21 protein-coding genes are annotated in these 23454 nt (G+C 73.6%); 9 read left to right on the plus strand and 12 right to left on the minus strand.

What is annotated here, in order from left to right; all coding sequences use genetic code 11:
* Positions 1–65 precede the first annotated feature (65 nt).
* A complete protein-coding gene (locus tag H1226_RS17150; RefSeq protein WP_258341639.1) occupies positions 66–1664 on the minus strand; it encodes an IS1634 family transposase in 1599 nt (532 codons plus the stop codon).
* A 145-nt stretch (positions 1665–1809) separates the two neighbouring features.
* Here H1226_RS17150 and H1226_RS17155 point away from each other — a divergent pair, with 145 nt between their 5' ends.
* Together H1226_RS17155 and H1226_RS17160 are read left to right on the plus strand one after the other, a co-directional pair.
* Positions 1810–4419: a bifunctional FO biosynthesis protein CofGH gene (locus H1226_RS17155; protein ID WP_258341640.1), complete on the plus strand. Its 2610-nt coding sequence runs from the start codon at positions 1810–1812 to the stop codon at positions 4417–4419.
* 1007 nt (positions 4420–5426) lie between these two features.
* Positions 5427–7238 (plus strand): sialidase, encoded by a 1812-nt coding sequence (locus tag H1226_RS17160; RefSeq protein WP_258341641.1) that lies wholly within the window; start codon positions 5427–5429, stop codon positions 7236–7238.
* Positions 7239–7343: 105 nt separating this feature from the next.
* On the opposite strand, the gene H1226_RS17165 is transcribed toward H1226_RS17160, so the two are convergent.
* Positions 7344–8393: a YncE family protein gene (locus tag H1226_RS17165; RefSeq protein WP_258341642.1), complete on the minus strand. Its 1050-nt coding sequence runs from the start codon at positions 8391–8393 to the stop codon at positions 7344–7346.
* Between the two features lie 137 nt (positions 8394–8530).
* Between H1226_RS17165 and H1226_RS17170 the strand changes: the two genes are divergently transcribed.
* Positions 8531–9559 carry a LysR family transcriptional regulator gene (locus H1226_RS17170; protein ID WP_258341643.1) on the plus strand — a complete coding sequence of 343 codons (1029 nt, stop codon included), beginning with the start codon at positions 8531–8533 and terminating at the stop codon, positions 9557–9559.
* A gap of 53 nt (positions 9560–9612) precedes the next feature.
* On the opposite strand, the gene H1226_RS17175 is transcribed toward H1226_RS17170, so the two are convergent.
* Together H1226_RS17175 and H1226_RS17180 are read right to left on the minus strand one after the other, a co-directional pair.
* The gene (locus H1226_RS17175) at positions 9613–10770 is read right to left on the minus strand and encodes a methyltransferase domain-containing protein (RefSeq protein WP_258341644.1); all 1158 of its coding nucleotides are present in this window, start codon (positions 10768–10770) and stop codon (positions 9613–9615) included.
* Positions 10767–10892, minus strand: coding sequence for a hypothetical protein (locus tag H1226_RS17180; RefSeq protein WP_255615648.1), 126 nt, complete (start codon positions 10890–10892; stop codon positions 10767–10769). Before H1226_RS17180 ends, H1226_RS17175 begins: the two co-directional genes overlap by 4 nt.
* A 345-nt stretch (positions 10893–11237) precedes the next feature.
* Between H1226_RS17180 and H1226_RS17185 the strand changes: the two genes are divergently transcribed.
* From H1226_RS17185 to H1226_RS17195, 3 genes are all read left to right on the plus strand, one after another.
* Positions 11238–11924: a response regulator transcription factor gene (locus H1226_RS17185; protein ID WP_258341645.1), complete on the plus strand. Its 687-nt coding sequence runs from the start codon at positions 11238–11240 to the stop codon at positions 11922–11924.
* 8 nt (positions 11925–11932) lie between these two features.
* Positions 11933–13354 (plus strand): sensor histidine kinase, encoded by a 1422-nt coding sequence (locus H1226_RS17190; protein WP_258341646.1) that lies wholly within the window; start codon positions 11933–11935, stop codon positions 13352–13354.
* A gap of 252 nt (positions 13355–13606) precedes the next feature.
* On the plus strand, positions 13607–14038 hold the full coding sequence (locus H1226_RS17195; protein WP_258341647.1) for a hypothetical protein: 432 nt from the start codon (positions 13607–13609) through the stop codon (positions 14036–14038).
* Between the two features lie 43 nt (positions 14039–14081).
* Here H1226_RS17195 and H1226_RS17200 read toward each other — a convergent pair whose 3' ends face one another.
* Positions 14082–14918: an SAM-dependent methyltransferase gene (locus tag H1226_RS17200; RefSeq protein WP_258341648.1), complete on the minus strand. Its 837-nt coding sequence runs from the start codon at positions 14916–14918 to the stop codon at positions 14082–14084.
* A gap of 171 nt (positions 14919–15089) precedes the next feature.
* Positions 15090–15527 (minus strand): MarR family winged helix-turn-helix transcriptional regulator, encoded by a 438-nt coding sequence (locus H1226_RS17205; RefSeq protein WP_258341649.1) that lies wholly within the window; start codon positions 15525–15527, stop codon positions 15090–15092.
* A 180-nt stretch (positions 15528–15707) separates the two neighbouring features.
* Between H1226_RS17205 and H1226_RS17210 the strand changes: the two genes are divergently transcribed.
* A complete protein-coding gene (locus tag H1226_RS17210; RefSeq protein WP_258341650.1) occupies positions 15708–15866 on the plus strand; it encodes a hypothetical protein in 159 nt (52 codons plus the stop codon).
* 69 nt (positions 15867–15935) lie between these two features.
* Here the strand turns inward: H1226_RS17210 and smpB are convergent, their stop codons facing one another.
* Positions 15936–16472 carry an SsrA-binding protein SmpB gene (smpB, locus tag H1226_RS17215; protein WP_225045148.1) on the minus strand — a complete coding sequence of 179 codons (537 nt, stop codon included), beginning with the start codon at positions 16470–16472 and terminating at the stop codon, positions 15936–15938.
* Between the two features lie 147 nt (positions 16473–16619).
* Here smpB and H1226_RS17220 point away from each other — a divergent pair, with 147 nt between their 5' ends.
* The gene (locus H1226_RS17220; protein ID WP_224960300.1) at positions 16620–17453 is read left to right on the plus strand and encodes a hypothetical protein; all 834 of its coding nucleotides are present in this window, start codon (positions 16620–16622) and stop codon (positions 17451–17453) included.
* Between the two features lie 66 nt (positions 17454–17519).
* On the opposite strand, the gene H1226_RS17225 is transcribed toward H1226_RS17220, so the two are convergent.
* Together H1226_RS17225 and H1226_RS17230 are read right to left on the minus strand one after the other, a co-directional pair.
* A complete protein-coding gene (locus tag H1226_RS17225) occupies positions 17520–18836 on the minus strand; it encodes an O-acetylhomoserine aminocarboxypropyltransferase/cysteine synthase family protein (protein ID WP_258341651.1) in 1317 nt (438 codons plus the stop codon).
* Positions 18833–19840 carry an isopenicillin N synthase family dioxygenase gene (locus H1226_RS17230; protein ID WP_258341652.1) on the minus strand — a complete coding sequence of 336 codons (1008 nt, stop codon included), beginning with the start codon at positions 19838–19840 and terminating at the stop codon, positions 18833–18835. Before H1226_RS17230 ends, H1226_RS17225 begins: the two co-directional genes overlap by 4 nt.
* Positions 19841–20027: 187 nt before the next feature.
* Here H1226_RS17230 and ykgO point away from each other — a divergent pair, with 187 nt between their 5' ends.
* Positions 20028–20150, plus strand: coding sequence for a type B 50S ribosomal protein L36 (gene ykgO, locus H1226_RS17235; RefSeq protein ID WP_009943488.1), 123 nt, complete (start codon positions 20028–20030; stop codon positions 20148–20150).
* Positions 20151–20202: 52 nt separating this feature from the next.
* Here the strand turns inward: ykgO and fahA are convergent, their stop codons facing one another.
* From fahA to H1226_RS17250, 3 genes are read right to left on the minus strand one after another with little or no spacing between them, the layout of a single operon-like run.
* Positions 20203–21375: a fumarylacetoacetase gene (gene fahA, locus H1226_RS17240; protein ID WP_258341653.1), complete on the minus strand. Its 1173-nt coding sequence runs from the start codon at positions 21373–21375 to the stop codon at positions 20203–20205.
* Entirely contained in the window at positions 21372–22184 is an 813-nt protein-coding gene (locus H1226_RS17245) for a hypothetical protein (protein WP_258349438.1), read from the minus strand. Before H1226_RS17245 ends, fahA begins: the two co-directional genes overlap by 4 nt.
* Before the next feature lie 38 nt (positions 22185–22222).
* Positions 22223–23422: a homogentisate 1,2-dioxygenase gene (locus tag H1226_RS17250; protein WP_258341654.1), complete on the minus strand. Its 1200-nt coding sequence runs from the start codon at positions 23420–23422 to the stop codon at positions 22223–22225.
* Positions 23423–23454: the final 32 nt, after the last annotated feature.

The following is a 23454-nucleotide window of genomic DNA, read 5'->3' on the forward strand; positions in this document are numbered from 1 at the left end:
CGCTAGGAGCGATCGACTCCCCGGAACCGGGGTGGAACGGCCAGGTTCCGCCGGATTCCGGCCGCTCACCGCCGACGCGGCGCGGCCCGGTCCAGGCCGAACAGGTCGTAGAGCCGCTGCTGCACCTCGGTGCGGTCGGTGATGACCCGGCGGGTGCGCGGCCTGCCGCCGGTCGACGGGTAGCGCAGCACCGTCTCCTGGATGCCGGCGAGCTGCTCGAACAGCTCCCGCACGGACAGGTCCAGCCCGGCCTGGTTGGCCTCCTGCCGCATCAGGTGCAGCACCGACGCGGCCAGCACCGAGAGCATCCGGTCCACCGCGATCCGCTCCGGGTCCGCCCGCCCGCGCGTCTGCGGGGCGCGGAGCCTGCCGAACGTCGAGTCCAGGTGGTAGCGGGCGCGGTAGGCGGTGATCACCTCGGCGGCGGACCACGAGTCCCGGTCGGTGACCAGGAGCTGCTTGCCGAAGAACTCCGCGGCCACCCGCCTGCGCGCGGCGGTGTCGAGGTGCCAGTGCAGCCGCAGCTCCCCCGGCGCCGAGCCCCGCAGCGAGGTCACCAGCACCCGGTCCAGCCAGCGCACCCGGGTGATCCGGGAGATCTCCGCGAGCACGTGGTCCCGGGAGCGCCGGTTGCCGCCCGCGGCGAGCGCCTCGGCGAGGCCGTCGAGCCGCCGCGCCGCCTGCCCCAGCGCCTCGGTGAACCCGCGGGCCTGCGCGGCGTGCAAGGTCTCCGAGTGGGTGAGCAGCACCCGCCTGCTGACCCCGTCCACCACGGCCCGGGTGTCCAGCGCCGTCAGCCCCGGCAGCCGCCGCGGGTCCACCGGCCGCCGCGCCGTCGGCGGGTGCGCCAGCAGCTCCGGGTGGTCGCCGGGCAGCAGGCCGCCGACGAAGCCCAGCCCCGCGTCCGGGTGCGCGTGCGGATGGGTGCCGGCGTCGTGCACCACGGTGATCTCGCCGGTGCCCGCCCGTTCCCGGTGGCGTTCGGCGAGGCGCTGCGCCAGCTCCCCGTACGGTGCGCGGTCGGCCCCGCCGCACAGGTGGTCCTGGGTGAGCAGCGGGATCGTGCCGTCCCGGCTCACCAGCACGCCCATCCCGGCCGGTTCGCCGCGGTCCGGTGCGGCCGGGGAGCTCAGGTGCGGAACGTCCACGACCAGCGCGGGCAGCACGTCCGGGGCGCCCAGCTGCTCGCGCACCGCGGCGGCCACCCCGAACTCCACCTCGCGGCGCTGCTCCGGGCCGACCTTGCGCAGCGCGCGCCGCATCCGGCCCGGCTCCCACAGCTGCGCGGGCGGCTCGGGGCGGATCAGCCGGGACACCTCCGGCCACCACCGCGCCGGTTCCCGGTCCGCGGTGGCCCGGTGCAGCACGGCCAACGCCACCACGGTTCCCGCCGAGACCGCCGCGCGCTGCCTGCCGACCGCCGCGTCCACGATCCCGGCCAGGTCCAGCCGCCGGATCGCGCCCCACACGGCGGCGACCTCGCCGAACGCGAGGTGGCGGGTGTGCTCGGGTTCGGCGGCGACCCGGTCCACCGCGGCCGCCACGTCCTCGGCGGTCCCGAGGTAGCGCTGGGCCACGATGCGCGGCTCGCCGTCCACCCGCGCGGACTCCACCGCGTAGTAGTAGGTGCGGCCCCCGATCCGCTTGCCGACGATCGAAGCCATGCTTTAGGTAATACACGCGCCGGGAGCCGCCCACAACCGGATGTGAGCCGCTGATCAGGGACGACACCGCCGGTGACGGACCGGTGGCGGGCGGCCGCGTTCGTGTACTGGCGAGGGTCGCCGGGGGCCGCTTAGCGTTCCCCGCATGGCTTCCGACGACGTTCCCACCACCGCGGCCGCCCCGAACGCCTCCGCGATGCGCCGCGCCCTCGCCCGCGCGCGGGACGGCAAGGCGCTCGACCGCGACGAGGTCACCGTGCTGCTGCAGGCGCGGGACGCGGACCTGGACCGGTTGGCCGAGTACGCGGCCCGCACCCGCGACGCCGGGCTGCGCGACGTGGGGCGCGAGGGCGTCATCACCTACAGCCGCAAGGTGTTCATCCCGCTGACCCGGTTGTGCCGGGACCGCTGCGGGTACTGCACGTTCGTCACCGTCCCGGGCCGCGTCGAATCGCCCTACCTGTCCCCGGACGAAGTGCTCGACATCGCCCGCAAGGGCGCGGCGATGGGCTGCAAGGAAGCGCTGTTCACCCTCGGCGACCGCCCGGAGGACCGCTGGACGGCGGCCCGCGACTGGCTCGACGCGCACGGCTACGACGACACGCTGTCCTACGTGCGGGCGATGGCGATCCGGGTGCTGGAGGAGACCGGCCTGCTGCCGCACCTGAACCCGGGCGTGATGAGCTGGCAGGAGCTGCAGCGGCTCAAGCCGGTGGCGCCGTCGATGGGCATGATGCTGGAGACCACCGCCGCCCGGCTGTTCACCGAGAAGGGCGGCCCGCACTTCGGCTCCCCCGACAAGGACCCCGAAGTGCGGCTGCGGGTCCTGGAGGACGCCGGGCGCACCACGGTCCCGTTCACCACCGGCATCCTCATCGGCATCGGTGAGGACCACGGCGAACGCGCCGACGCGATCTTCGCGATCCGCAAGGCGGCCCGCGCCTACGGCGGCATCCAGGAGGTGATCGTGCAGAACTTCCGCGCCAAGCCGGACACGAAGATGCGCGCCACCCCCGACGCCGACCTGCAGGAACTGGCCGCCACCATCGCGGTCACCAGGATCGTGCTCGGCCCGAAGATGCGGGTGCAGGCGCCGCCGAACCTCATCGGCGACGAGTACGCGCTGATGATCCGCGCCGGCATCGACGACTGGGGCGGGGTGTCGCCGCTGACCCCGGACCACGTGAACCCGGAGCGCGAGTGGCCGCAGATCGACGAGCTGGCGCGGCTCACCGAGCAGGCCGGGTTCCGGTTGCGCGAGCGGCTCACCATCTACCCCGAGTACGTGCGGGCGGGCGAGCCGTGGCTGGACCCGCGGCTGAACGCGCACGTCGCGGCGCTCGCCGACCCGGACACCGGCCTCGCCAGGGAAGGCGTGCAGCCGACCGGCATCACCTGGCAGGAACCGGACGGCGGCTGGCAGAACCTCGCGGGCAGCGGGCGCACCGACCTGCACGTGGAGGTCGACACCGTCGGGCGCACCGGCGACCGGCGCAGCGACTTCGACTCGGTCTACGGCGACTGGGGTGAGCTGGCCGAGCGGGTGCCGACCGCGCCGCGCCGGATGGACGCCGACGTGCGGGCCGCGCTGCGGCGCGCCGAGCAGGACCCGGCGAACCTGCCGACCGAGGACGCGCTGGCGCTGCTGCACGCCGACGGCGCCGACCTGGACGCGGTGACCGCGCTGGCCGACGGGCTGCGCCGGGACGCGGTCGGCGACGACGTGACGTTCGTGGTCACCAGGAACATCAACTTCACCAACGTCTGCTACACCGGCTGCCGGTTCTGCGCGTTCGCGCAGCGGCGCACCGACGCGGACGCCTACACGCTGTCGCTGTCCCAGGTCGGCGACCGGGTGGACCAGGCGTGGGAGGCGGGCGCGACGGAGATCTGCATGCAGGGCGGCATCCACCCGGACCTGCCCGGCACCGCCTACTTCGACCTGGCCGCCGAGGTGAAGCGACGGCAGCCCGGCATCCACCTGCACTCCTACAGCCCGATGGAGGTCGTCAACGGCGCCTCCCGCACGAACCTGTCCATCCGGGACTGGCTGACCCGCGCGCACGAGTCCGGTGTGGACTCGTTGCCGGGCACCGCCGCGGAGATCCTCGACGACGACGTGCGCTGGGTGCTCACCAAGGGCAAGCTGCCCACCTCCAGCTGGATCGAGGTGGTCGGCACCGCGCACGAGCTCGGCATCCCCACCACCTCCACGATGATGTACGGGCACGTGGACACCCCGGAGCACTGGGTGGGGCACCTCAAGCTCATCGGCGAGCTGCAGCGGAAATCCCTGGAGAAGACCGGGAAGCGCGGGTTCACCGAGTTCGTGCTGCTGCCGTTCATCCACCAGAACTCGCCGATCTACCTGGCGGGGCTGGCGCGCGCGGGCACCACGCCGCGGGAGAACCGGGCGGTGCACGCGGTGGCGCGCATCCTGCTGCACGGGCTGATCGACAACATCCAGTGCTCGTGGGTGAAGCTGGGCGTGGACGGCTGCCGGGACGTGCTGGCGGGCGGGGTGAACGACCTGGGCGGCACGCTGATGGAGGAGACGATCAGCAGGATGGCCGGCGCCGACAACGGTTCCTACAAGACGATCAGCGATCTGGCGGAGCTGGTGGCGCCGACCGGGCGCCCGCTGCGGCAGCGCACCAGCCTCTACGGCAGGCCGGACGAGGAGCGCGTCGCGGCGGCCACGGCCAGCGACGGGGTGACCCCGGCGGTGCGCCGGTCGCTGCCGGTCGTGAGCTGAGCCGGTTTCGAGCGGGGCCGGTCGCGCACGCGCGGCCGGCCCCGCCGCGCTTCCCGGGGAGTTCCGGAGCGCGGAACCGCCGGAGAACGCGGGGTCTCCCGACGGCGGTCTCCCGACGGCACGGGGCTTCCAGCGGCACGGGGCTTCCGACGGCACGGGGCTTCCGACCGCACAGGGCTTCCGGCGGCACGGGGCTTCCGGAAAGCCCGTGAAACGCGAACCCGGACCGGACGGTGGACCGCGAACGGTCTCGCCCGGTCTCGACGATTCACCATTGTCGAGCGCGCGGACGCGCCGTTCGTCAATTCCGCTGTCGATTTCTCGCCAAGCGAGTCGCACGACCACCCGACGGCAGCCGCACACCGCGGCGCCGAACCGGGCCGCGCCCCACGCGCATCCCGCTCCGCACCGCCATGACCTGCGGGTGAGCACTGCGACCACGGGTCCACCCGAGCCGGTGGGTGGACCGCGGCCGATCGCATCACCGCCCTGCGCCGGCATCGCCCGCGAGACCGGGAGAGCCCTTCGGAACCGATTCCGACGACGAGCAGGGGTGAGTTAACAACACGGCAATCGCGGGGTCAAGTTCTCATCCGACGATCCGGGCGGAACTCCTTTTCCCATTCACATCTCCGGGAATTCCCGGGGCGATCTCCGGTCTTGACTTTCGGACGCGGGACCGCAGAATCATGGGAGCGTTCTCACGGGAGCGGCCACCCCACGGGCCACCCGCGAGCGACGACGAGCCGGACGAGTCCCGCGCGGACCGCCGCCCACGTGGCGACCGCGGAACCCGTTGGACACGCCCTCGTCGGAAAGGCTCGCCGTGCCGCTCCCCCTCCGCGCAGGCCGCGCCGCGCCGACGTCCCCCGATCCCCCGCCGCCCACCGGGCCGCGGGCGCAGCACGCCGCCCCAGGAAGGAGCCCACGACACCGGACATCTCCCGCTCCCCAAGGATTCAACCGCGAGGGGTCGCAGACCCCCGCCCCGTCAGACAGGCAGCAGCATGAAGATCTTCGGTAGAACCGAGACCCGCCCGCGGCAGGCGGTGCTGGCGCTGGCGACGGCGTCGGCCGTGGCCGCAGGGCTCGTCACCGTCACCGCCGCGGGGGCAGAGCCGCAGGCTCCGGCGCCGCAACCGGCGCAGGCGGTGCGCGACACCGACCCGAAGAACCCGGACTTCGGTCCCAACACCTACATCGCCACCCCGTCCACTCCCGCGGGCGAGTTGCAGGGCAAGCTCGACGAGATCGCCGAGCGCCAGCACACCAACCAGTTCGGTCCCGAGCGCGACGCCGTGCTGTTCCAGCCCGGCGACTACTCGGCCGACGTGAACCTCGGCTTCAACACGCAGGTCGCCGGCCTGGGCATGTCGCCCGACGACGTGAACCTGAACGGCCACGTGCGGGTCGAGGCGGACTGGCTGGGCGAGGGCAACGCCACGCAGAACTTCTGGCGCACCGCGGAGAACCTCTCGGTCACGCCGCCCAGCGGCGAGATCGAGCGGTGGGCCGTCTCGCAGGCCGCTCCGTACCGGAGGATGCACCTGCGCGGCCAGATGCAGCTGTGGAACGGCTACGACGGCTGGGCCAGCGGCGGCTACATCGCCGACTCCAAGATCGACGGCCTGGTCGAGTCCGGTTCGCAGCAGCAGTTCCTCACCCGCAACAGCGAACTGGCCGGTGGCTGGGACGGTTCGGTGTGGAACATGATGTTCACCGGCACGGTGGGCGCTCCCGCGCAGCACTTCCCGGACCCGTCGCACACCAACGTGCCGGAAACCCCGAAGCTGCGGGAGAAGCCGTTCCTGAACATCGGCGAGGACGGCGGCTACAACGTGTTCGTCCCCGCGCTGCGGGAGAACACCCAAGGGGTCAGCTGGGCGAACGGCGCACCGGAAGGTGAGCAGATCTCGCTGGCGGACTTCTACGTCGCCAAGGAGGGCGACAACGCCGCGACGATCAACGCGGCGCTGGCCGAGGGCAAGCACCTGCTGTTCACCCCCGGCGTCTACCACCTCGACGACACGATCAAGGTCGACAACCCGGACACCGTGGTGCTCGGCATCGGCATGGCCTCGCTCGTCCCCGACACCGGCAAGCCCGCGGTGTCGGTGGCCGATGTGGACGGCGTGAAGCTGGCCGGGCTGTTCATCGACGCCGGTGAGCAGAACTCGCCGTCGCTGATGACCCTCGGCGAGGAGGGCGCGGACCAGAGCCACGCGGAGAACCCGACGCAGCTCTCGGACGTGTTCTTCCGGATCGGCGGCCCCGGCGTGGGCAAGGCGACCAACACGCTGACCGTCAACAGCAACGACGTGCTGCTCGACCACTCGTGGATGTGGCGCGCCGACCACGGCGACGGTGTCGGCTGGGACGTCAACACCGCCGAGACCGGCCTGATCGTGAACGGCGACAACGTCACCGCGCACGGCCTGTTCGTGGAGCACTACCAGAAGAACAACGTGGTGTGGAACGGCAACGGCGGCCGCACCTACTTCTTCCAGAACGAGTTCCCCTACGACCCGCCGGACCAGGCGGCGTGGGGCGGCGACGGCGGCTGGGCGGCCTACAAGGTCGCCGACGACGTCACCGACCACGAGGCGTGGGGCCTGGGCAGCTACTGCTTCTTCGACACGAACCCCGAGGTCACGGCCGCGCGTTCGTTCGAGGTTCCGGTGAACCCGGGCGTCAAGATGCACGACCTCGTGTCCGTCTCGCTGGGCGGCACGGGAACGATCGACAAGGTCATCAACGATCAGGGCGACACCGCCAACGGTGACAACCAGATCAGCTACGTCCCGGAGTACGGCGGCTGACCTCCCGCTCCTCCGACCGGTGCCCGGGTGCGCGATCCGCCCCCGGGCACCGGCGCGTTCCGGGGACGTGCGTCACCGCCGCGCGAACCGGCCGCCCTCGCCGCCTCACCCGGCGCGCGGGACGTAGGCGAGGCCGTGCGCGCCGGCGTCCCCGGCCTTCGCGACCCGTATCCGGGAGAGCACTCGAAGCGAATCCAGGTCGACGACGTCCACCGCGGAGTCGACGACGCAGGACGCGTAACCGAGGGCGCCGTCCGGCGAGGAGGTGATGGTGAGCGGGCTCCGGCCGATCTCCAGCTCCCCCAGCCGCTCGTGGCCGTCCGCCGCGAACACCACCAGCCGGCCGGGATCCTGCCCGGTCACGCCGGCGGCCGCGTCCGGACGCGGCCGGAGCTCCCCGACCAGCAACTTCCCGCCCGCGGTGAGGTGCACCGGCATCACCCGGTTCTCGGTCGGCAGCACCTCGGCGACGGTTCGGGTCTCCGCGTCGATGACCCGGACGCCGTTGGCGTTCGCGGAGCCGTCCTCGGTGAACGAGACGTGCGGTCCCGCGACGTACACGCGGGCGCCGTCCGCCGACACCGCCAGCCCTTCGCTGCCCGGGACCTCCACCCGGCCCACGAGCTCGCCCGCGACGAGATCGACGACGGAGACGAACGGCGCCTCCTTGTTGGTGGCGTACCCCGTCGTGCCGTCCGGGCCGATCGCGAACCAGTGCGGGCCGGGCGCTCCGGTGTCGATCCGGCCGAGGGGCTTGCGCGAGCCGGTGTCGACGACGACCACGCCGCCGGGCCGGCCCGGCGCGCCCTCGACGCTCACGTACAGCCGACCGCGGTCGGCGTCGAGGGCCAGCCCGTGCGGAGCGTGCTCGGGGGCGAGGTCGACCACGTCGATGATCCGCCTGCTGTCCGGGTCGATCGCGGTGATCTCGCTGCGCCGGCCCGTGTTCGCGTGGTAGTAGCCCGATCGGTAGGTGTGCGTGCACCACAGCACGCGCCGGGTCGGGTCGAACAGCAGCTCGTGCGGTTCGGGCAGCACTTCGACGACGCCGACACCCCGGTCGGACTCGGCGTCGAAGAACGACACGGTGGAACCGCTCTGGCTCACCACGGCCAGCACGTCGCCGGATCTCCCCGTCTTGGCAGGACTTCGCATGATCGGTTCCCTCTCAGGACGTTTCCGAGGACGGCGCGGTCAGCGATCCGCGCCGTGCGAACACCCTCGAGCCTGGCGGGGCCGATCGATGCCGGCAATGCAAAGATCAGCACGGAATCATTTCCCTCAGCGCAAAGATGGTGGAGGTGCGCGTGGACCTGAACCTGCTGCTGGTGCTCGATGCCCTGCTCGCGGACAACAGCGTGACCAGGGCGGCCGAACGGCTCGGCACCTCACCGGCCGCGGTCAGCCGCAAGCTCGCGAGCCTCCGGCGGATCGTGGGAGATCCGCTGCTCGTCCGCGCCGGGCAGGCGCTGCAACCCACGGCACGAGCCCTCGAACTCCGCGGCGAGGTGCGGGCGCTCATCGAGCGGTCCGAGTCGGTGCTCACCGCCACCGACGTCCCGGATCCGGCGACGCTGCACCGGGTGTTCACCGTGCAGGCAGGCGACTTCCTGCTCGCCGGGCTCGCCGCGCCGTTGATCTCCACGCTCCGGTCGCAGGCCCCGCACGTGAGCGTCGTCTTCCTGCCGGAGTCGTTCGAGGGCACACCCGCGCTCCGGCAGGGCGTGGTGGACCTGGAACTGGGCGTGCTCGGCCACCTCGACCCGGAGACGTGCTCCGAACGGCTGATCACCACGGCACTCGTGGGCGTGGCCCGGCAGGGCCATCCGCTGTTCGACGGTCCCATCGACGCCCGCCGGTTCGCCGAAGCCGACCACATCGGCACGTCCCGCACCGGCAAGCGCCACGGCCCCATCGACACGGCGCTGGCCGAGCAGGGCCTGCGCCGCCGGGTCCCGATCACCGTGCCCGGTCACACCAGCGCGATGCTCCTGGCCAGGACGACCGACCTCGTCTGCCTCGCCCTGCCCGGAGCTCCCGCCGCCGACTGGCTCAACGCGCTCGGGCTGCGCACCTTCCCCGTGCCGCTGGACATCCCGCCGATCGAGATCGGCATGGCCTGGCACCCGCGCAACGACGCCGATCGCGCGCACCGGTGGTTCCGCGAGCACGTCCGCGGCATGCTCGCTCGGCAGCGCCCGGCCGACCTCGTGCCCGCCACGCCGCGCGGCGCGGGAACGACCGATGAGGTCATCGGCGATCAGGGCGACACCGCCAACGGTGACGACCGGATCAGCTCCGTCCCGGAGTACGGCGGCTGACCTCGACCGGTGCCCGGGTGCGCGATCCGCCCCCGGGCACCGGCGTCTCCAGCTCAGGTGGTGGGCGGCAGGGTGACGCGCTGCCGGTCCGGAGCGACGGTCCACTCCCACGCGGGCAGCGGCGGGCGGCCGCGGTCGGTCCACCACCGGTAGGCCGCTTCGGCGGCGTCCCACAACCGGCGCGGCCCGTGCTGGCGCACCGCGTACCGGCCGTCCGCGGGCACGACGGCGGCCCACGACCCGGACAGCGGGTCGACCAGCCACGCCTCCCCCGGCCGGTCCGCGGTGCGCTCCCGCACCTCGTAGCGGCAGCCGGGCAGCGCGACCGCGATCGGCCACCGGTGGTCGTCGGCCAGCAGCGGCACCCACGGTGCCAGCTCGGTCCACGACGACTCGGCCGGCGCGTCGTCCCGCTCCGACGGGTCGAGCTCCGCCGGAACCTCCCGCGGCGATCGCAGGTCCATGAAGGACACCCCGAGGTCCGCGATCGCGTTCCCGCGCGCCGTGCCGTCCGCGCCGACGACGAACCGCACCAGCGGTCCGGTGGCCAGGTCGGCCCGCATCGGCGCGACGATCACCCCGCCCGGAACCGCGCTCCGCACCCAGGAGTACGGAAACCGTCCGATGTGGACACCTGCGGTGACGGTGATCCGGTCGAAGCGCCGCGCACCGGCGATCGCGCTCGCCGCGTCGCCCTCGACCACCTCCACGCGGTCGTAGCCCGCCGCGCGCAGCCTCGCCCGCGCCCCGGCGGCGACCTCCGGGTCGATCTCCACGGTCGTCACCTCACCGGTCTCGCCCACGACCTCCGCGAGCAGCGCGGCGTTCCAGCCGGTGCCGGTCCCGACCTCCAGCACCGACTCCCCCGGCCGGGGTCCCAGGGCGCGCAGCATCCCCGCCACCACCGACGGCGCGGACGCGGAACTGGTGGGCCGATGACCGAGCTCCGGCCACACCGTCGCTCCGGCGTCGAACTGAGTCACCAGCGGACGGTCCGCGTACACCGCGGCCAGCCACCGTTCCGGCGCGTCGTCCCGGCTCAGCGCCACGTCCGCGACCGCCTCGTCCGGCCGGTACCAGAACCGCTCGGGGACGAACCACTCCCGCGCGGCGGCGAGGAAGGCCGGGCCGAACGCGGCGGGCAGCGCGCCCGCCGCGTCCAGCTCGGCGACGAGCCGGCCCGGCCCGTCCGGTGCGGCGACCTCGGTCACCGGAACCCCTGCTCGTAGTCCTTCGGGTCGATGTCGTCCGCGGTCTTGCCGGTCTGCCCGTCGCGGCCCACGTCGTGCTGCCCGCCGTCGGTGGCGCCGGTGTCCTTCTTCTCCGTGCCCATGGGACTCCTCCGCTCGTTCATGGTAGGAATCCGCGCGGTCGCGCGGAACCTCGTCCGCCCGCCCGCCCGCCCGCATCGGAACGGCGGTGGGCGGGGACGACCGGGACGTGTTCGGCCGTCCCCCGCTCCATCGGCACCCCGCGACGCGGACCGGTGCGAGTTCCTCCTGTCAGGGCACCGGAATGCTCCTCGCGGGTGATCACGGCCGCGTCCCGCCACCCGGTCGGCGGCGTCGCCACCGGGTCCCCCCCGGACCGGGCCGGTCGGGTCGCACCGCTCCCGGCGGCGGACCGGGCGGACGCGCCTAACCTGGGGCGGGAAGATCGGAACTAGGGCGGGGTGGGGATGGGTTCGAGCCTGCTGGTGGTGGACGACGAGCCGACCGTGCGGGAACTGCTCGCCGCGACGTTGCGCTTCGCGGGTTTCCAGGTGACGGTCGCCGCGACCGGGGCGGAGGCCGTGCGGGCGGCGGTGGACGAGCGGCCGGACCTGGTGCTGCTGGACGTGATGCTGCCGGACGCGGACGGCTTCGAGGTGCTGCGGCGGTTGCGGGAGGAACGCGGCGGGCAGGTGCCGGTGCTGTTCCTCACCGCCCGCGACGCCCCGCGGGACAAGGTGCGCGGCCTGACGCTGGGCGGTGACGACTACGTGACGAAGCCCTTCGACCCGGAGGAGCTGATCGCCCGGATCCACGCGGTGCTGCGCCGCTCCGGGCACGCGGCGACCTCCCGGGCGATGACCGTCGCGGACCTGGAGCTCGACCCGGACAGCCACCAGGTGCTGCGCGCCGAACAGCCGATCCGGTTGTCCCCCACCGAGTTCCGGCTGCTGACCTACCTGGTGCGCAACGCGGGCCAGGTGGTGTCGAAGCGGCAGATCCTCCACGAGGTGTGGCGGTACGACTTCGGCGGCGACCCGAGCATCGTCGACACCTACATCAGCTACCTGCGGCGCAAGGTGGACCGCGTCGAGCCGAAGCTGATCCACACCGTGCACGGGGTGGGCTACGTGCTGCGCGGGCCGCGCTCGTGATCGCCCGGATGTCGTTGCGCGCCCGGGTGCTGCTGATCGCGGTGGGGCTGCTCGCGGCGGGCCTGGCGATCGGCGGCGCGGTGGTGATCGGCGCACTGGAGCGCACCCTCGTCGGCAAGCTGGACGCGCAGCTGGCGGCGACGGCGACCGCGGGCGCGAAGATCTTCCAGGTGCCGGACGCGGGGCTGCCCGGGCCGGGCACGGTGGTGGTGCGGGACAACTTCGCGCTGCCCGGTTCCACGACGTACGCGGCACGGCTGGGCGCGGGCGGCGCGGTCACCGAGCAGGAGTGGACCGGAGAGCGGTTGCCGGGCCCGGACCTCACCGGGCTCACCGCCACCGCAGGCCCGGTGGACGTGCCGAGCCGCGACGGCACCCAGCGCTGGCGGTTGCTCGCGCAGCCCGGCCGGGACGAGCTGGTGGTCACCGCGCTCTCGCGCGCCGAGGTGGACGACACCGTCGCCCGGATGCGGGCGATCTCCGCGGGCACCGCCACCGCCCTGCTGGCGGTGCTCGCGCTGGCCGGGTGGTTCGCGGTGCGCGCCGGGTTGCGCCCGCTGCGCCGGATCGAGCGGACCTCGGCGGCCATCGCGGCGGGCGACCTCGGCAGCCGCGTCCCCGAATCGGCCGGACCGGACACCGAGGTCGGGCGGCTGTCGCGGGCGCTGAACGCGATGCTCGACCGCAACGAGGCCGCGTTCGCCGCCCGCGCCGAATCGGAGGCGCGGATGCGCCGCTTCGTCGCCGACGCCGGGCACGAGCTGCGCACCCCGCTGGCCGGGATCAAGGGGTTCAGCAAGCTGCACCGGATGGGCGCGGTGCCCGCGGGCGTGGACGCGATGTCCCGCATCGAGCGGGAATCCGACCGGCTGGAGCGGCTGGTGGACGACCTGCTGCTGCTGGCGCGGCTCGACGAGCGGCTGCCGCTGCAGCTCGCCCCGATGGACCTGCGGACCCTCGCCGCCGACGCGCTGCACGACGTGCACGCGCTCGACCCGTCGCGGCCCGCCGAGCTGACCGGACCCGGCGGTGGCCCGCCCGCCGCCGCGCCCGCGCTGGCCGACGAGGAACGATTGCGGCAGGTGGTCACCAACCTCGTCGGCAACGCCGTGCGGCACACCCCGGAGGGCACGCCGGTGCGCATCGGCGTCGGTTCGATCGACGGACGCGCGGTGCTGGAGGTCGCCGACGACGGGCCGGGACTCGCCCCGGAGGAAGCGGAGCGGGTGTTCCAGCGGTTCTACCGGTCCGACGGGTCGCGCAGCCGGGCCAGCGGCGGAGCCGGGCTGGGGCTGGCCATCGTGCGCTCGCTGGTGGAGGCGCACGAGGGGCGGGTCGAGCTGGCGACCGCGCCCGGGGCGGGCACCTGCTTCCGGGTCGTGCTGAGCGGCGCCGGAGCGGAGTCCGCACGGCCCGCCGAGGCGGGCTGACCTCGGGCCGCTCGACGAGCGGCGGTGGTGTCGGACCGCCGCCGAGCGGCACGACCTGGCGCGGGGTTGGTCTCGGCCGGATCGAATTCCTGGGAGTTCTCCGGGAGATCCACGAGCTCCGGACCACCCCGGTGATCGCGAGCTGCCGGAACGGTCCGCGGCTCCCAGGAACCTCTCAGAACCGCACCGGATCCACCGAGATCGGGCGGTCAACCTGAACGAGTCCGCAAGTTCACGAGGAGAGGAAATCCCATGCGGCTCAACACCTTCCGACGCACCGCCGCCATCGCCGCGCTGGCCCTGGCGCCCGCCCTGGCCATCGGCGCCGCCGCGCAGGCCGCGACCGGCAGCGACACCGCGCGGTCGGCCGAGGTCGCCCAGTCCGCGAGCACCGCCCAGCCCACCGGGCTGGACCGTTCCGCGGTGTCCGAGCAGGCGCCGCGCGACATCGTCGCCGAGCAGGGCGTCGTGCAGGAGCGCGGCGACGTGCAGACGCCCGACGGCGAGTTCGTCGTGTTCAAGGCGAACGCCGACGGCCTCCTGTGGGTCGTCGGCGCGGACACCGCGGTGCTGAAGGACGGGCAGCCGGTCGGCGCCGACGAGCTGCGCGACGGCGACCAGGTCACCGTCTCCGGCGTGCCGAACGGCGAGCACGCCGACGCCACCCGCGTCGAGATCGGCTGACCCGAGCCCCGGCCGCGGAGGGTCCGAGGGGTCCCTCCGCGGCCTACGGCTTGCGGGCGACCGCGGCGAAGCAGACCGCGTTCTTCGGGTTGGCGGCGGCGAAGTCGTCCACGTCGGTGAGGTCGGACCGCCATTCCGAGGTGAACGCGACGCCCGGGTCCAGCAGCTCCCACCCGGTGAAGAACCGCCGGAACTCCAGCTCGTCGCGAGCGGTGAATCCCGGGTTCTGGGTGTCCTTGTAGGAGTCGATGAAGTCGAGGGTCTGCGAGCGGACCGGTTCGGCGACGCCGTCGACGGTGGCGTGGCTGATGGCGAGCCGGCTGCCCGCGGGCAGCGCGTCCTTGTACCGCTCCAGCGCCGCCTCGGGGTGCTGCTCGCGGGGGATGAAGTGCAGCAGCGCCACGGCGAGGACCCCGACGGGCTTGGTGAGGTCGAGCAGTTCGCGGGTCGCGGCCGCGCCGAGGATCGCGTCGGGTTCCAGGAAGTCGCCCCGCACGACGGCCGTGCCCGGCACGTCCTTGAGCAGCTCCTCGGTCTGCACGACCGCGACCGGCTCGTTGTCGGCGTAGACGACGCGGGCGTCCGGGTTGGTCCGGTGCGCGATCTCGTGCGTGTTGCCCGCGGTGGGCAGGCCGGAGCCGATGTCGAGGAACTGGTCGATGCCCTCCTCGGCCATGGTCTGCACGGCGCGGCGCAGGAAGGTGCGGTTCCAGCGCGCCACGTCGGCGATGTGCGGCAGCTTCTCCTTGGCCCTGGCGAAGAAGGCCCGGTCCGCCGCGAAGTTGTGGGCGCCGCCGAGGTAGGCGTCGTACACGCGGGCCGCGCTCGGCAGCTCCACGTCGACACCCAGCGCCCGCCACCTGTCCTGATCACCAGCCATTCACCCAAAGTAGTGATCTTGGTGGTCGACGACAACCTCCTCCCGCACGGGAGGGCGCGTGCGGCCGCGCGGCGGGCGCGCTGTGGCCTGGGCAATCCCGGTCGGCGCGTAACGAACCTCACCAGCGACGACGGCGTTCCGGCCGAGCGCGGCGGGGATCGAGCGGTCCGCTCAGAGCAGGTCGGTCTCGCCCAGCCGGTGCAGCAGCCGGGCCAGTTCGGCGATGTCCGCCGGGTCCCAGCCGCCCAGCACCGCCCGCCACCGCCGCCGCTGCTCGGCGAGCTGTTCGCTGACCCGCACGCCGCCCTGCTCGGTGAGCACGACCAGCTTGGCGCGCGCGTCGACCGGGTCGGCCACGCGTTCGGCGAGCCCGATCCGCACCACCGCGTCGACCTGCCTGCTCACCGTGGACTTGTCCAGCGACAGCGCGGCCGCGATCGCCGACATGCGCTGCGCGCCCTCCTTCGCCAGCAGCACCACCAGCGGGTAGGCGGTCGGATCCAGCTTCGGGTGCACGTCCCGTGCGAGTTCGCGGGTGCGCAGCCTGCTGCGGCGCGTCAACGCGCGCAGCTCCTCCTCCAGCGCGGGCAGTTCGTCCTCGGATGACACCGGGTGCTCCTCCCGTAGCGGACCGCGCTCATGATCTCATCCGCCGGGCCGCGCGAGCGCGTCCGGAGATCGCGCGCCGGAACCCGCCTCCCCGCGTCCGGTGGCCGTCGCGGAACAGGCATCCTGGGGTCGGCGCCGCCCGTCCGGCGGCGCGCCCCGAGCACGCCGAGGAGGCACGGCATGAGCGAGCCCGACCCGTTGACCGACCCGTCCCGCGACCCGCACCCGGGGGTCCCCGACCACGCCGCCCCCGAGGGCGCCGGCGTGGACCCGCTGATCGACCTGTCCCGCGACCCGAACCCCGGCGTGGCGGACCACGCGAAGCCGGACGAGGACTGACCTCGGGTCGTCACCGCGCCCGGGTGGCGGAACCGCGGACGGGTTCCGCCACCCGCCGCGGGGCGGACCTCACGGGCTGTAGCGCAGCACCGGGTCGTCCGGCGGGCGGCGCCGGCCCTTCCCGTCGCGGCCGGGATGGCCCTTGAGCCGCCAACCGATGCCGCGGGCCATCTCGCGCTCGGCGTCCCGAGCGGCGATGTCGCGGCGCTTGTCCCAGTTCTTCTTGCCGCGCGCCAGCGCCAGCTCCACCTTCACCCAGCCGTCGCTGAAGTACATCGACAGCGGGACCAGCGCGTGCCCGGTCTCCTTGGACTTGCCGGTGAGGGTGCGGATCTCCTTGGCGTGCAACAACATCTTGCGGGTGCGCCGCGGGGTGTGGTTGGTCCAGCTGCCGTGCCAGTACTCGGCGATGTGCAGGTTGCGCAGCCACACCTCCCCGTCGTCGACGGTGGCGAACGCCTCGGCGAGGGAGGCGCGTCCGAGCCGCAGGCTCTTCACCTCGGTGCCGACCAGGACGAGCCCGGCCTCGTAGGTGTCGAGGATCGTGAAGTGGTGCCGCGCCCGGCGATTCCTCGCGATCACCGAGCGGTCGCCGTGCTGGACCATGCCCCCGACTCTACGACCTCCGCCGGACGTCCCGCACCGAGCCGCCGCGATCATCCGTGCGGGTGATTCCGGTGCCGGGGCGGCGGAGATCGGCGGCGGAGCTGCTGAACTGTCCGGTGATCGAGTTCCGATTCCCGGAGGTCCCCGGTGCGACTGCCCCGCTGCCGCGACGTCGTCCTGCTCCTGCTGGTACCGGCGCTGCTCGCGCTCGGCGTCCCGCCCGCCGCCGCCGCGCCGCAGCGGAACGGATCGGAGTGCGCGCGCACCCTGGACTGCACGGCGCTGGAGCTGGACCGGCTGCCGCTGTCCGAACGGCTGGTGTTCGTCCGCGCCGTGCAGGACGAGATCGCCGCCGAGTACGTGCCCGGCTTCCGGCACTGGCGCAACATCGAGGGGATCATCCGGTTCTTCGCGGAGAACGGCTTCGGCGCCCCGGGCAGCTGGGTGTCCTACGTGGACGCGGGCATCCTGGAGGGGGTGGAGCGCGGAGCCGCCATCGCGCTGGGCCGTTCGGCGGACGACTTCGGCAATCCCGGGGCACCGCTGTGGGCCGACTACCTGCACCGCCTGCACCGCGGAGAGCTGGCGCAGCGGTGGGTGCACGACCCGGCGTGGAGCGCGGCCGAGCAGGCCTCCACCGAGCACGGGGTGCGGATCGCGCAGCGCCACGGCGCGGTGGCGAGCCGCGTGGACCAGCGGATCTTCGAGTTCTCCGAGCTCTACCGGTGGATGCTGCGCAACCCGCCCGCCGCGCTGCTCGCGTTGAACGAGGCGCTGGCCGGGAGCACGGGGATCCCGCTGGCCCCGGCCGACTTCCTGCGCTGGTTCACCGACGTCACCATCCCAGAACCGGCCTACCGCGGGGCGCACGTGGCCCGCGACGTGGCGCTGCCCGATCCGGTGGCCGCCCCGGTGAGCGCCCTGCGGCTGCTGCTGGCCTACGCGCCCGAACTCCTCGGCCCGGAGGCGGCGGCGCGGTAGGTCAGTGCACGGCGACGGCGACCTGAGCGCCACCGGGGCGCGGGTGGTCGACCAGCTGCTCGCCGATCAGCCGTCCGCCGTCGCGGCGAGGGCGGTGGTGAGGTCGGCGATGAGGTCGGTGGCGGATTCGAGGCCGACGGAGAGCCGGACGAGGCCGGGGGTGACTCCGGCGGCGCGCTGCTGGTCCTCGTCGAGCTGGGCGTGCGTGGTGGACGCCGGGTGGATCACCAGGCTGCGCACGTCGCCGATGTTCGCCAGGTGGCTGAACAGCCGCAGCGCGTCCACGAACCGCTTCCCCGCCGCCAGGCCACCGGCGAGTTCGAAGGCGAGCACCGCCCCGGCCCCGCCGGCGAGGTAGTGCTTCGCGGCGGCGTGCCACGGGCTCGACGGCAGCCCGGCGTAGTGCACCCGCGTCACCTCGGGCTGGTCGTCGAGCCAGCCGGCGATGGCGCGGGCGTTCGCGACGTGCCGTTCCATCCGCAGCGACAGCGTTTCGAGGCCGTGCAGCAGCAGGAACCCGTTGAACGGCGACACCGCGGGCCCGAGGTCGCGGACCAGCCGGGTGCGCACCCGCATCAGGTAGCCCAGCTCGCCGAACTCGGTGCCGAACACCAGGCCGTGGTAGCTCGGGTCGGGCGCGGTGAGCTGCGGCCAGCGCTCCGGGTCCGCGAAGTGGTCGAACCGGCCGGAGTCGACGATGATCCCGCCGACGCCGGTGCCGTGGCCGGAGAGGAACTTCGTGGTGGAGTGCACCACCACGTCCGCCCCGTGGTCGAGCGGACGGCACAGGTACGGCGTCGCCACCGTGTTGTCCACGACCAGCGGTACCCCGGCGGTGTGCGCGACGGAGGCGACGCCTTCGACGTCGAGCACGGCGCCGCTCGGGTTCGCGATCGTCTCCCCGTACAGCGCCCTGGTCCCGGGGCGCACCGCCTCCCGCCACTGGCCGAGGTCGTCCGGGTCGTCGACGAAGTCGACGGTGATCCCCAGGTCCGCGAAGGTGTGCGCGAACAGGTTGTGCGTCCCGCCGTAGAGCGCCGAGGACGCGACCACGTGATCACCGGCGCGCGCGATCGCGAGCAGCGCCAGCGCGGAGGCCGCCTGCCCGCTGGCGACCGCGACCGCGCCGATGCCGTTCTCCAGGTCGGCGATGCGCTGCTCCACGACGGAGTTCGTCGGGTTGGACAGCCTGCTGTAGGCGTGCGTGTCCAGGTCCTGCAGCGCGAACGCGGCGGCGGCGTGCTCGGCGTCGCCGAAGACGAACGACGTGGTCTGGTAGATCGGGGTGGCCCGCGCCCCGGTCGTCGGGTCCGGGCGGGCACCGGCGTGCACCTGGCGGGTGTCGAACGCCCAGCGCGGTCCGGTTTCCAGCGGTCCGGTCATGATCGCGCCTCCAGCACGTCGGACCACCAGCGCCGCGCCACCTCGGGGTGCGAGCGCAGCCAGCCCAGCAGCGCCTTCTCCCCGTACGCGGCCAGCAGCGGGTTGTCCGGGTCGGCGCTGATCCCGCGGGCTTCGGCGGCGAGTTCGGCGGGCAGTTCGAGGGGTTCCACCACGGCGTCCAGCCGCGGCGCGAGGAAGAACGGCACCGAGTACCGGTCCACACCGGGTTCGGGGCTGCGCACCCGGTGCCGGGTGGCGGTGAGGTAGCCGCCGGTGGCGACCTCCAGCAGTTCCCCGATGTTGACCACGAACGTCCCGGGCACCGGGTCGGCGTCGATCCAGCCGCCCGCCGCGTCCTGCACCTGCAGTCCGGCGATCGAGTCCTGGTGCAGCAGCGCCAGGTAGCCGTAGTCCTTGTGCGCGCCGACGCCTTGGCCGCGGTCGGCCGCGCCCGGGTAGTGCACGAGCTTGAGGTGGGTGCTGGCGTCCGCGTCGAACCAGGTGTCGAAGTGGTCCTCGGGTTGCCCGAGGGCGGCGGAGAGCGCGCGCAGCACTTCGCGGCCGACGCGCAGCATCTCGGCCTGCCAGGCGAGGACGACCTCCCGCAGTTCGGGCAGCGCGGCCGGCCACTGGTTCGGCCCGATCAGCCGCTGCCACGGCGGATCGCCCGGCCCGGTGGGCACCGGCTCGCGCTCGGGGCCGATGTCGAGCTGTTCGCGCCGGTCCGGGGTGCCGCCGGTGAGCTCGTGGCCGGTGGCGGTGTAGCCGCGGAACTGCGGCGAGCGCACGTTCTCGATCTCCCGGCGCTGTTCGACGGGCAGCGCGAAGAACCGGTGGGTGACCTCGAAGATCCCGGTCATGAGCTCGTCGGGCACGCCGTGGCCGGTGAGGTGGAAGAAACCGACGTCGTGCGCGGCTCGGCGCAGCTCGGCCAGCAGCGCCTCCCGCTCGCGGGGGTCGCGGAACCGGGAGAGGTCGATCAGCGGGAGCGCGGTCTGGGTCATGGCGGCACCTCCGGTCGGCAGCGTAGGCCGCGAAGATCCGCCGATGCCGATCTTCCACCGCACGGGACCCGATCGGGGCACCGGTGGACACCTTCGGGAACGACACCTAGGTGAAAACGATTATCGATATCGTCTAAGCTGGGCGTGCCATCGACGAACGTCGTGTTCCGCACCGCGAGGAGGACGGATGAAGGTCCGCGCATCGCTGAAGTCGCTCAAGGACAAGGACGGGTCCCAGGTCGTGCGCAGGCGCGGCAAGCTCTACGTGGTCAACAAGCGCAACCCCCGCTGGAAGGGCCGCCAGGGCTGACCGCCCCGAGGTGAACGGCCCACCCGCCCGGGCCGGTGGGCCGTTCACCTGGTCACGGGCGGGCGGGGAGGATGCGGCCGGCTGCGTCGCCGAAGGCGAGGCGGCCGCCGGACGCGGTGGGGGCGGTGGCGGTGAGGACGACCTCGTCGCCGTCCTCCAGGAACGTCCGCTGCTCGCCGCCGACCCGCACGGGTTCCGCGCCGCCCCAGGTGAGTTCGATGAACGCGCCCCGCTCGTGCTTGCCGGGCCCGGAGATGGTGCCGGAGGCGAACAGGTCGCCGGGGCGGCAGCTCGCGCCGTTCACGGTGAGGTGCGCGAGCATCTGCGCCGGGGACCAGTACATCTCGCGGTACGGCGGGCGGCTGACCTCCTCGCCGTTCCACCGCACGCTGAACTCGACGTCCAGGCCCCACGGGTCGTTCTCCCGCAGGTACGGCAGCGGTTCCGGGTCCTGCACCGGGGTCGGCACCCGGGCGCCGCGCAGCGCGGCCAGCGGCACCACCCACGGCGAGATCGAGGTGGCGAAGCTCTTGCCGAGGAACGGGCCGAGCGGCACGTACTCCCAGGCCTGCAGGTCGCGGGCGGACCAGTCGTTGACCAGCACCGCGCCGAACACGTGCTCCTCGAACGCGGACACCGGGATCCGCTCGCCCAGCCGCGATCCGGTGCCGACGACGAAGCCGAGCTCGGCCTCGATGTCCAGCCGCCTGCTGGGCCCGTAGCTCGGCGCTGCCTCGTCCGGCGCCTTGCGCTGCCCGCTGGGCCGCACGATCGGCGTGCCGGACGGGACGACGGTGCCCGCGCGGCCGTGGTAGCCGACGGGCAGGTGCTTCCAGTTCGGCAGCAGCGGGGCCGCGTCCGGCCGGAACAGCCTGCCGAGGTTCGAGGCGTGGTGCTCGGAGGCGTAGAAGTCCACGTAGTCGCCCACGTCGAACGGCAGGTGCATCGTCACCTCCGCCACCGGGTGCACGGCCGCGTCGGGCACGTCGCCGTCGACGAGCGCGGTGATCCGGGCGCGCACCTCGTCCCAGCTCTGCTTGCCCCGAGCCAGGAACGGGTTTAGCGAGGGCACGGCGAACAGCGGGTCGTCCAGCGCCGCCGCCAGGTCGATCACCCGGTCGGCGAGGCGGACGCCGACGCGGGGCGTGGTGCCGGGCGTGCTGAACACGCCGTAGGGCAGGTTCTCCCGGCCGTAGCCGGAATCGGCGGGCACGTCGATGATCACGAGTCGGCTCCTGGGTGGATCGCGGGCAGGTCGGTGGCCAGGTGTGCGGGCAGCAGGCCGAGCGCGGCCAGTTCGGCGAGCGGTTCGGCCACGCTGCAGGTGCCGAAGGAGGTGAACCGGGCGCGCAGCTCCCGCGTCCGCTCCTCCCCCAGCGCGGCGACGCGGGCGGCGATCCCGGGCGCGTCCCGGTCGGCGAGCACGGCGGCGAGGTCGGCGACCGAGCCACCGCGCAGCGCGGCGTCCACGGCGAGCAGGATGTTCAGGAACCCGTGCTCCTCGAACCCGCGGCTGCCGCGCACCGCGTGGTGCAGCCCGGCGGTGGCCTTGAACGGGACGTCGAGGCGCACCACCTCGTGCACCGCGGCGGCCAGCTCCGCCTCGCCGGGGTGCAGGTCGGCGCGCACCCCGCCGGTGCGGAACTTCGCCCGGCAGCCGAGCGGCCCGAGCGCGGCCAGCACCGCGGCGCGGCGGTCGTCCCGGGGCACCTCCACGAACACCTCGGCGTCGGTGCTCCCCCGGACCCGGCGCAGGGCCTCGGGCAGCTCGCCCGGGTCGTAGTCCGGCAGCGGGATCTCCAGCGCCCGCAACGGGAAACCACCCAGTTCGGCGAGCGCGGCCGGCACGGCGGCGGGTCCGGCGGGCACCGTCACCGCCAGCGGCGCGGTCCCCGCCGGGTCGGCCCCGCGCAGCTCGGCGAGCGCGGGCGCGGCCACGACCAGCGGCCCCACCGCCGCCGAGTGCGCGGCGGTGCGGTGCCCGGCGTGCGCCCGCACGGCCTGCGGCAGCGGCAGCAGGCCGGGCGGGAACATCGCCGCGTCGTCGAGCAGCCCGGCGACCAGCGGCGGCGTCACGACCGCGGCCCCCGTCCCGCCCAGGTCCAGGCGTACTGCCCGTCGTCGCAGGCCAGCCCGCCTTCGCCGAGTTCCAGCGGCCGGAAGGTGTCGACCATGACGGCGAGCTCGTCGAAGAACTCCACGCCGATGCTGCGCTCGTAGGCACCGGGCTGGGGTCCGTGCGAATGCCCGCCGGGGTGCACCGACACCGAGCCCTGCCCGATGCCGGATCCCTTGCGCGCCTCGTAGTTCCCGCCGCAGTAGAACATGATCTCGTCGCTGTCGACGTTGGAGTGGTAGTACGGCACCGGGATGGACAGCGGGTGGTAGTCCACCTTGCGCGGGACGAAGTTGCAGATCACGAAGTTCTCGCCCTCGAAAGCCTGGTGCACCGGCGGCGGCTGGTGCACCCGCCCGGTGATCGGTTCGAAGTCGTGCACGCTGAAGGTGAGCGGGTACAGGCAGCCGTCCCAGCCGACCACGTCGAACGGGTGCTGCGGGTACACGAGCCGGGTGCCGACGATGCCGGTGGACCCGCGGTGCTTGAGCAGCACCTCCACGTCGGTGCCCTCGCGCAGCAGCGGTTCGGCGGGCCCGTGCAGGTCCCGTTCGCAGTAGGGAGCGTGCTCCAGCAGCTGCCCGAACCGGGACAGGTAGCGCTTCGGCGGGGCGATGTGCCCGCCGCCCTCGATCGCGTAGGCGCGCAGCGGCTCGTCGCCGTGCGGCACCCAGCGGTGCGTGGTGGCGCGCGGGATCAGCACGTAGTCGCCGGAGGTCGCCTCCAGCGCCCCGAACACCGTCTCGACGGTCGCCGAACCCGATTCGACGTAGACGATCTCGTCGCCGATCCCGTTGCGGTACAACGGTGATTCCCGCTCGGCGACCACGTAGGAGATCCGCACGTCGGCGTTGCCGAGCACCAGCCTGCGCCCGGTGACCACGTCGGCGGCGGCCGCGGCCTCCGCGGTGAACAGGTCGTGCAGCTTCAGGTGCCGCGGGGTGAGCGGGTGGTTCGGGGTGGTCGTCTGGTCCGGGAGCTCCCACACCTGCGAATCGACGATCGCCGAGGGCAGGTTCCGGTGGTAGAGCAGCGAGGAGTCCGCGGAGAAGCCCTCCTCGCCCATCAGCTCCTCGAAGTGCAGCGCGCCCTGCTCGTCGCGGTGCTGGGTGTGCCGCTTCGGCGGGACGTCACCGAGTCGCCGGTAGTGCGCCATCGTTCTCGCCTCCTGTCCGCGGTGCCGGTCGG

The sequence above is a fragment of the Saccharopolyspora gregorii genome, assembly GCF_024734405.1.
GTDB classification, from domain to species: domain Bacteria; phylum Actinomycetota; class Actinomycetes; order Mycobacteriales; family Pseudonocardiaceae; genus Saccharopolyspora_C; species Saccharopolyspora_C gregorii.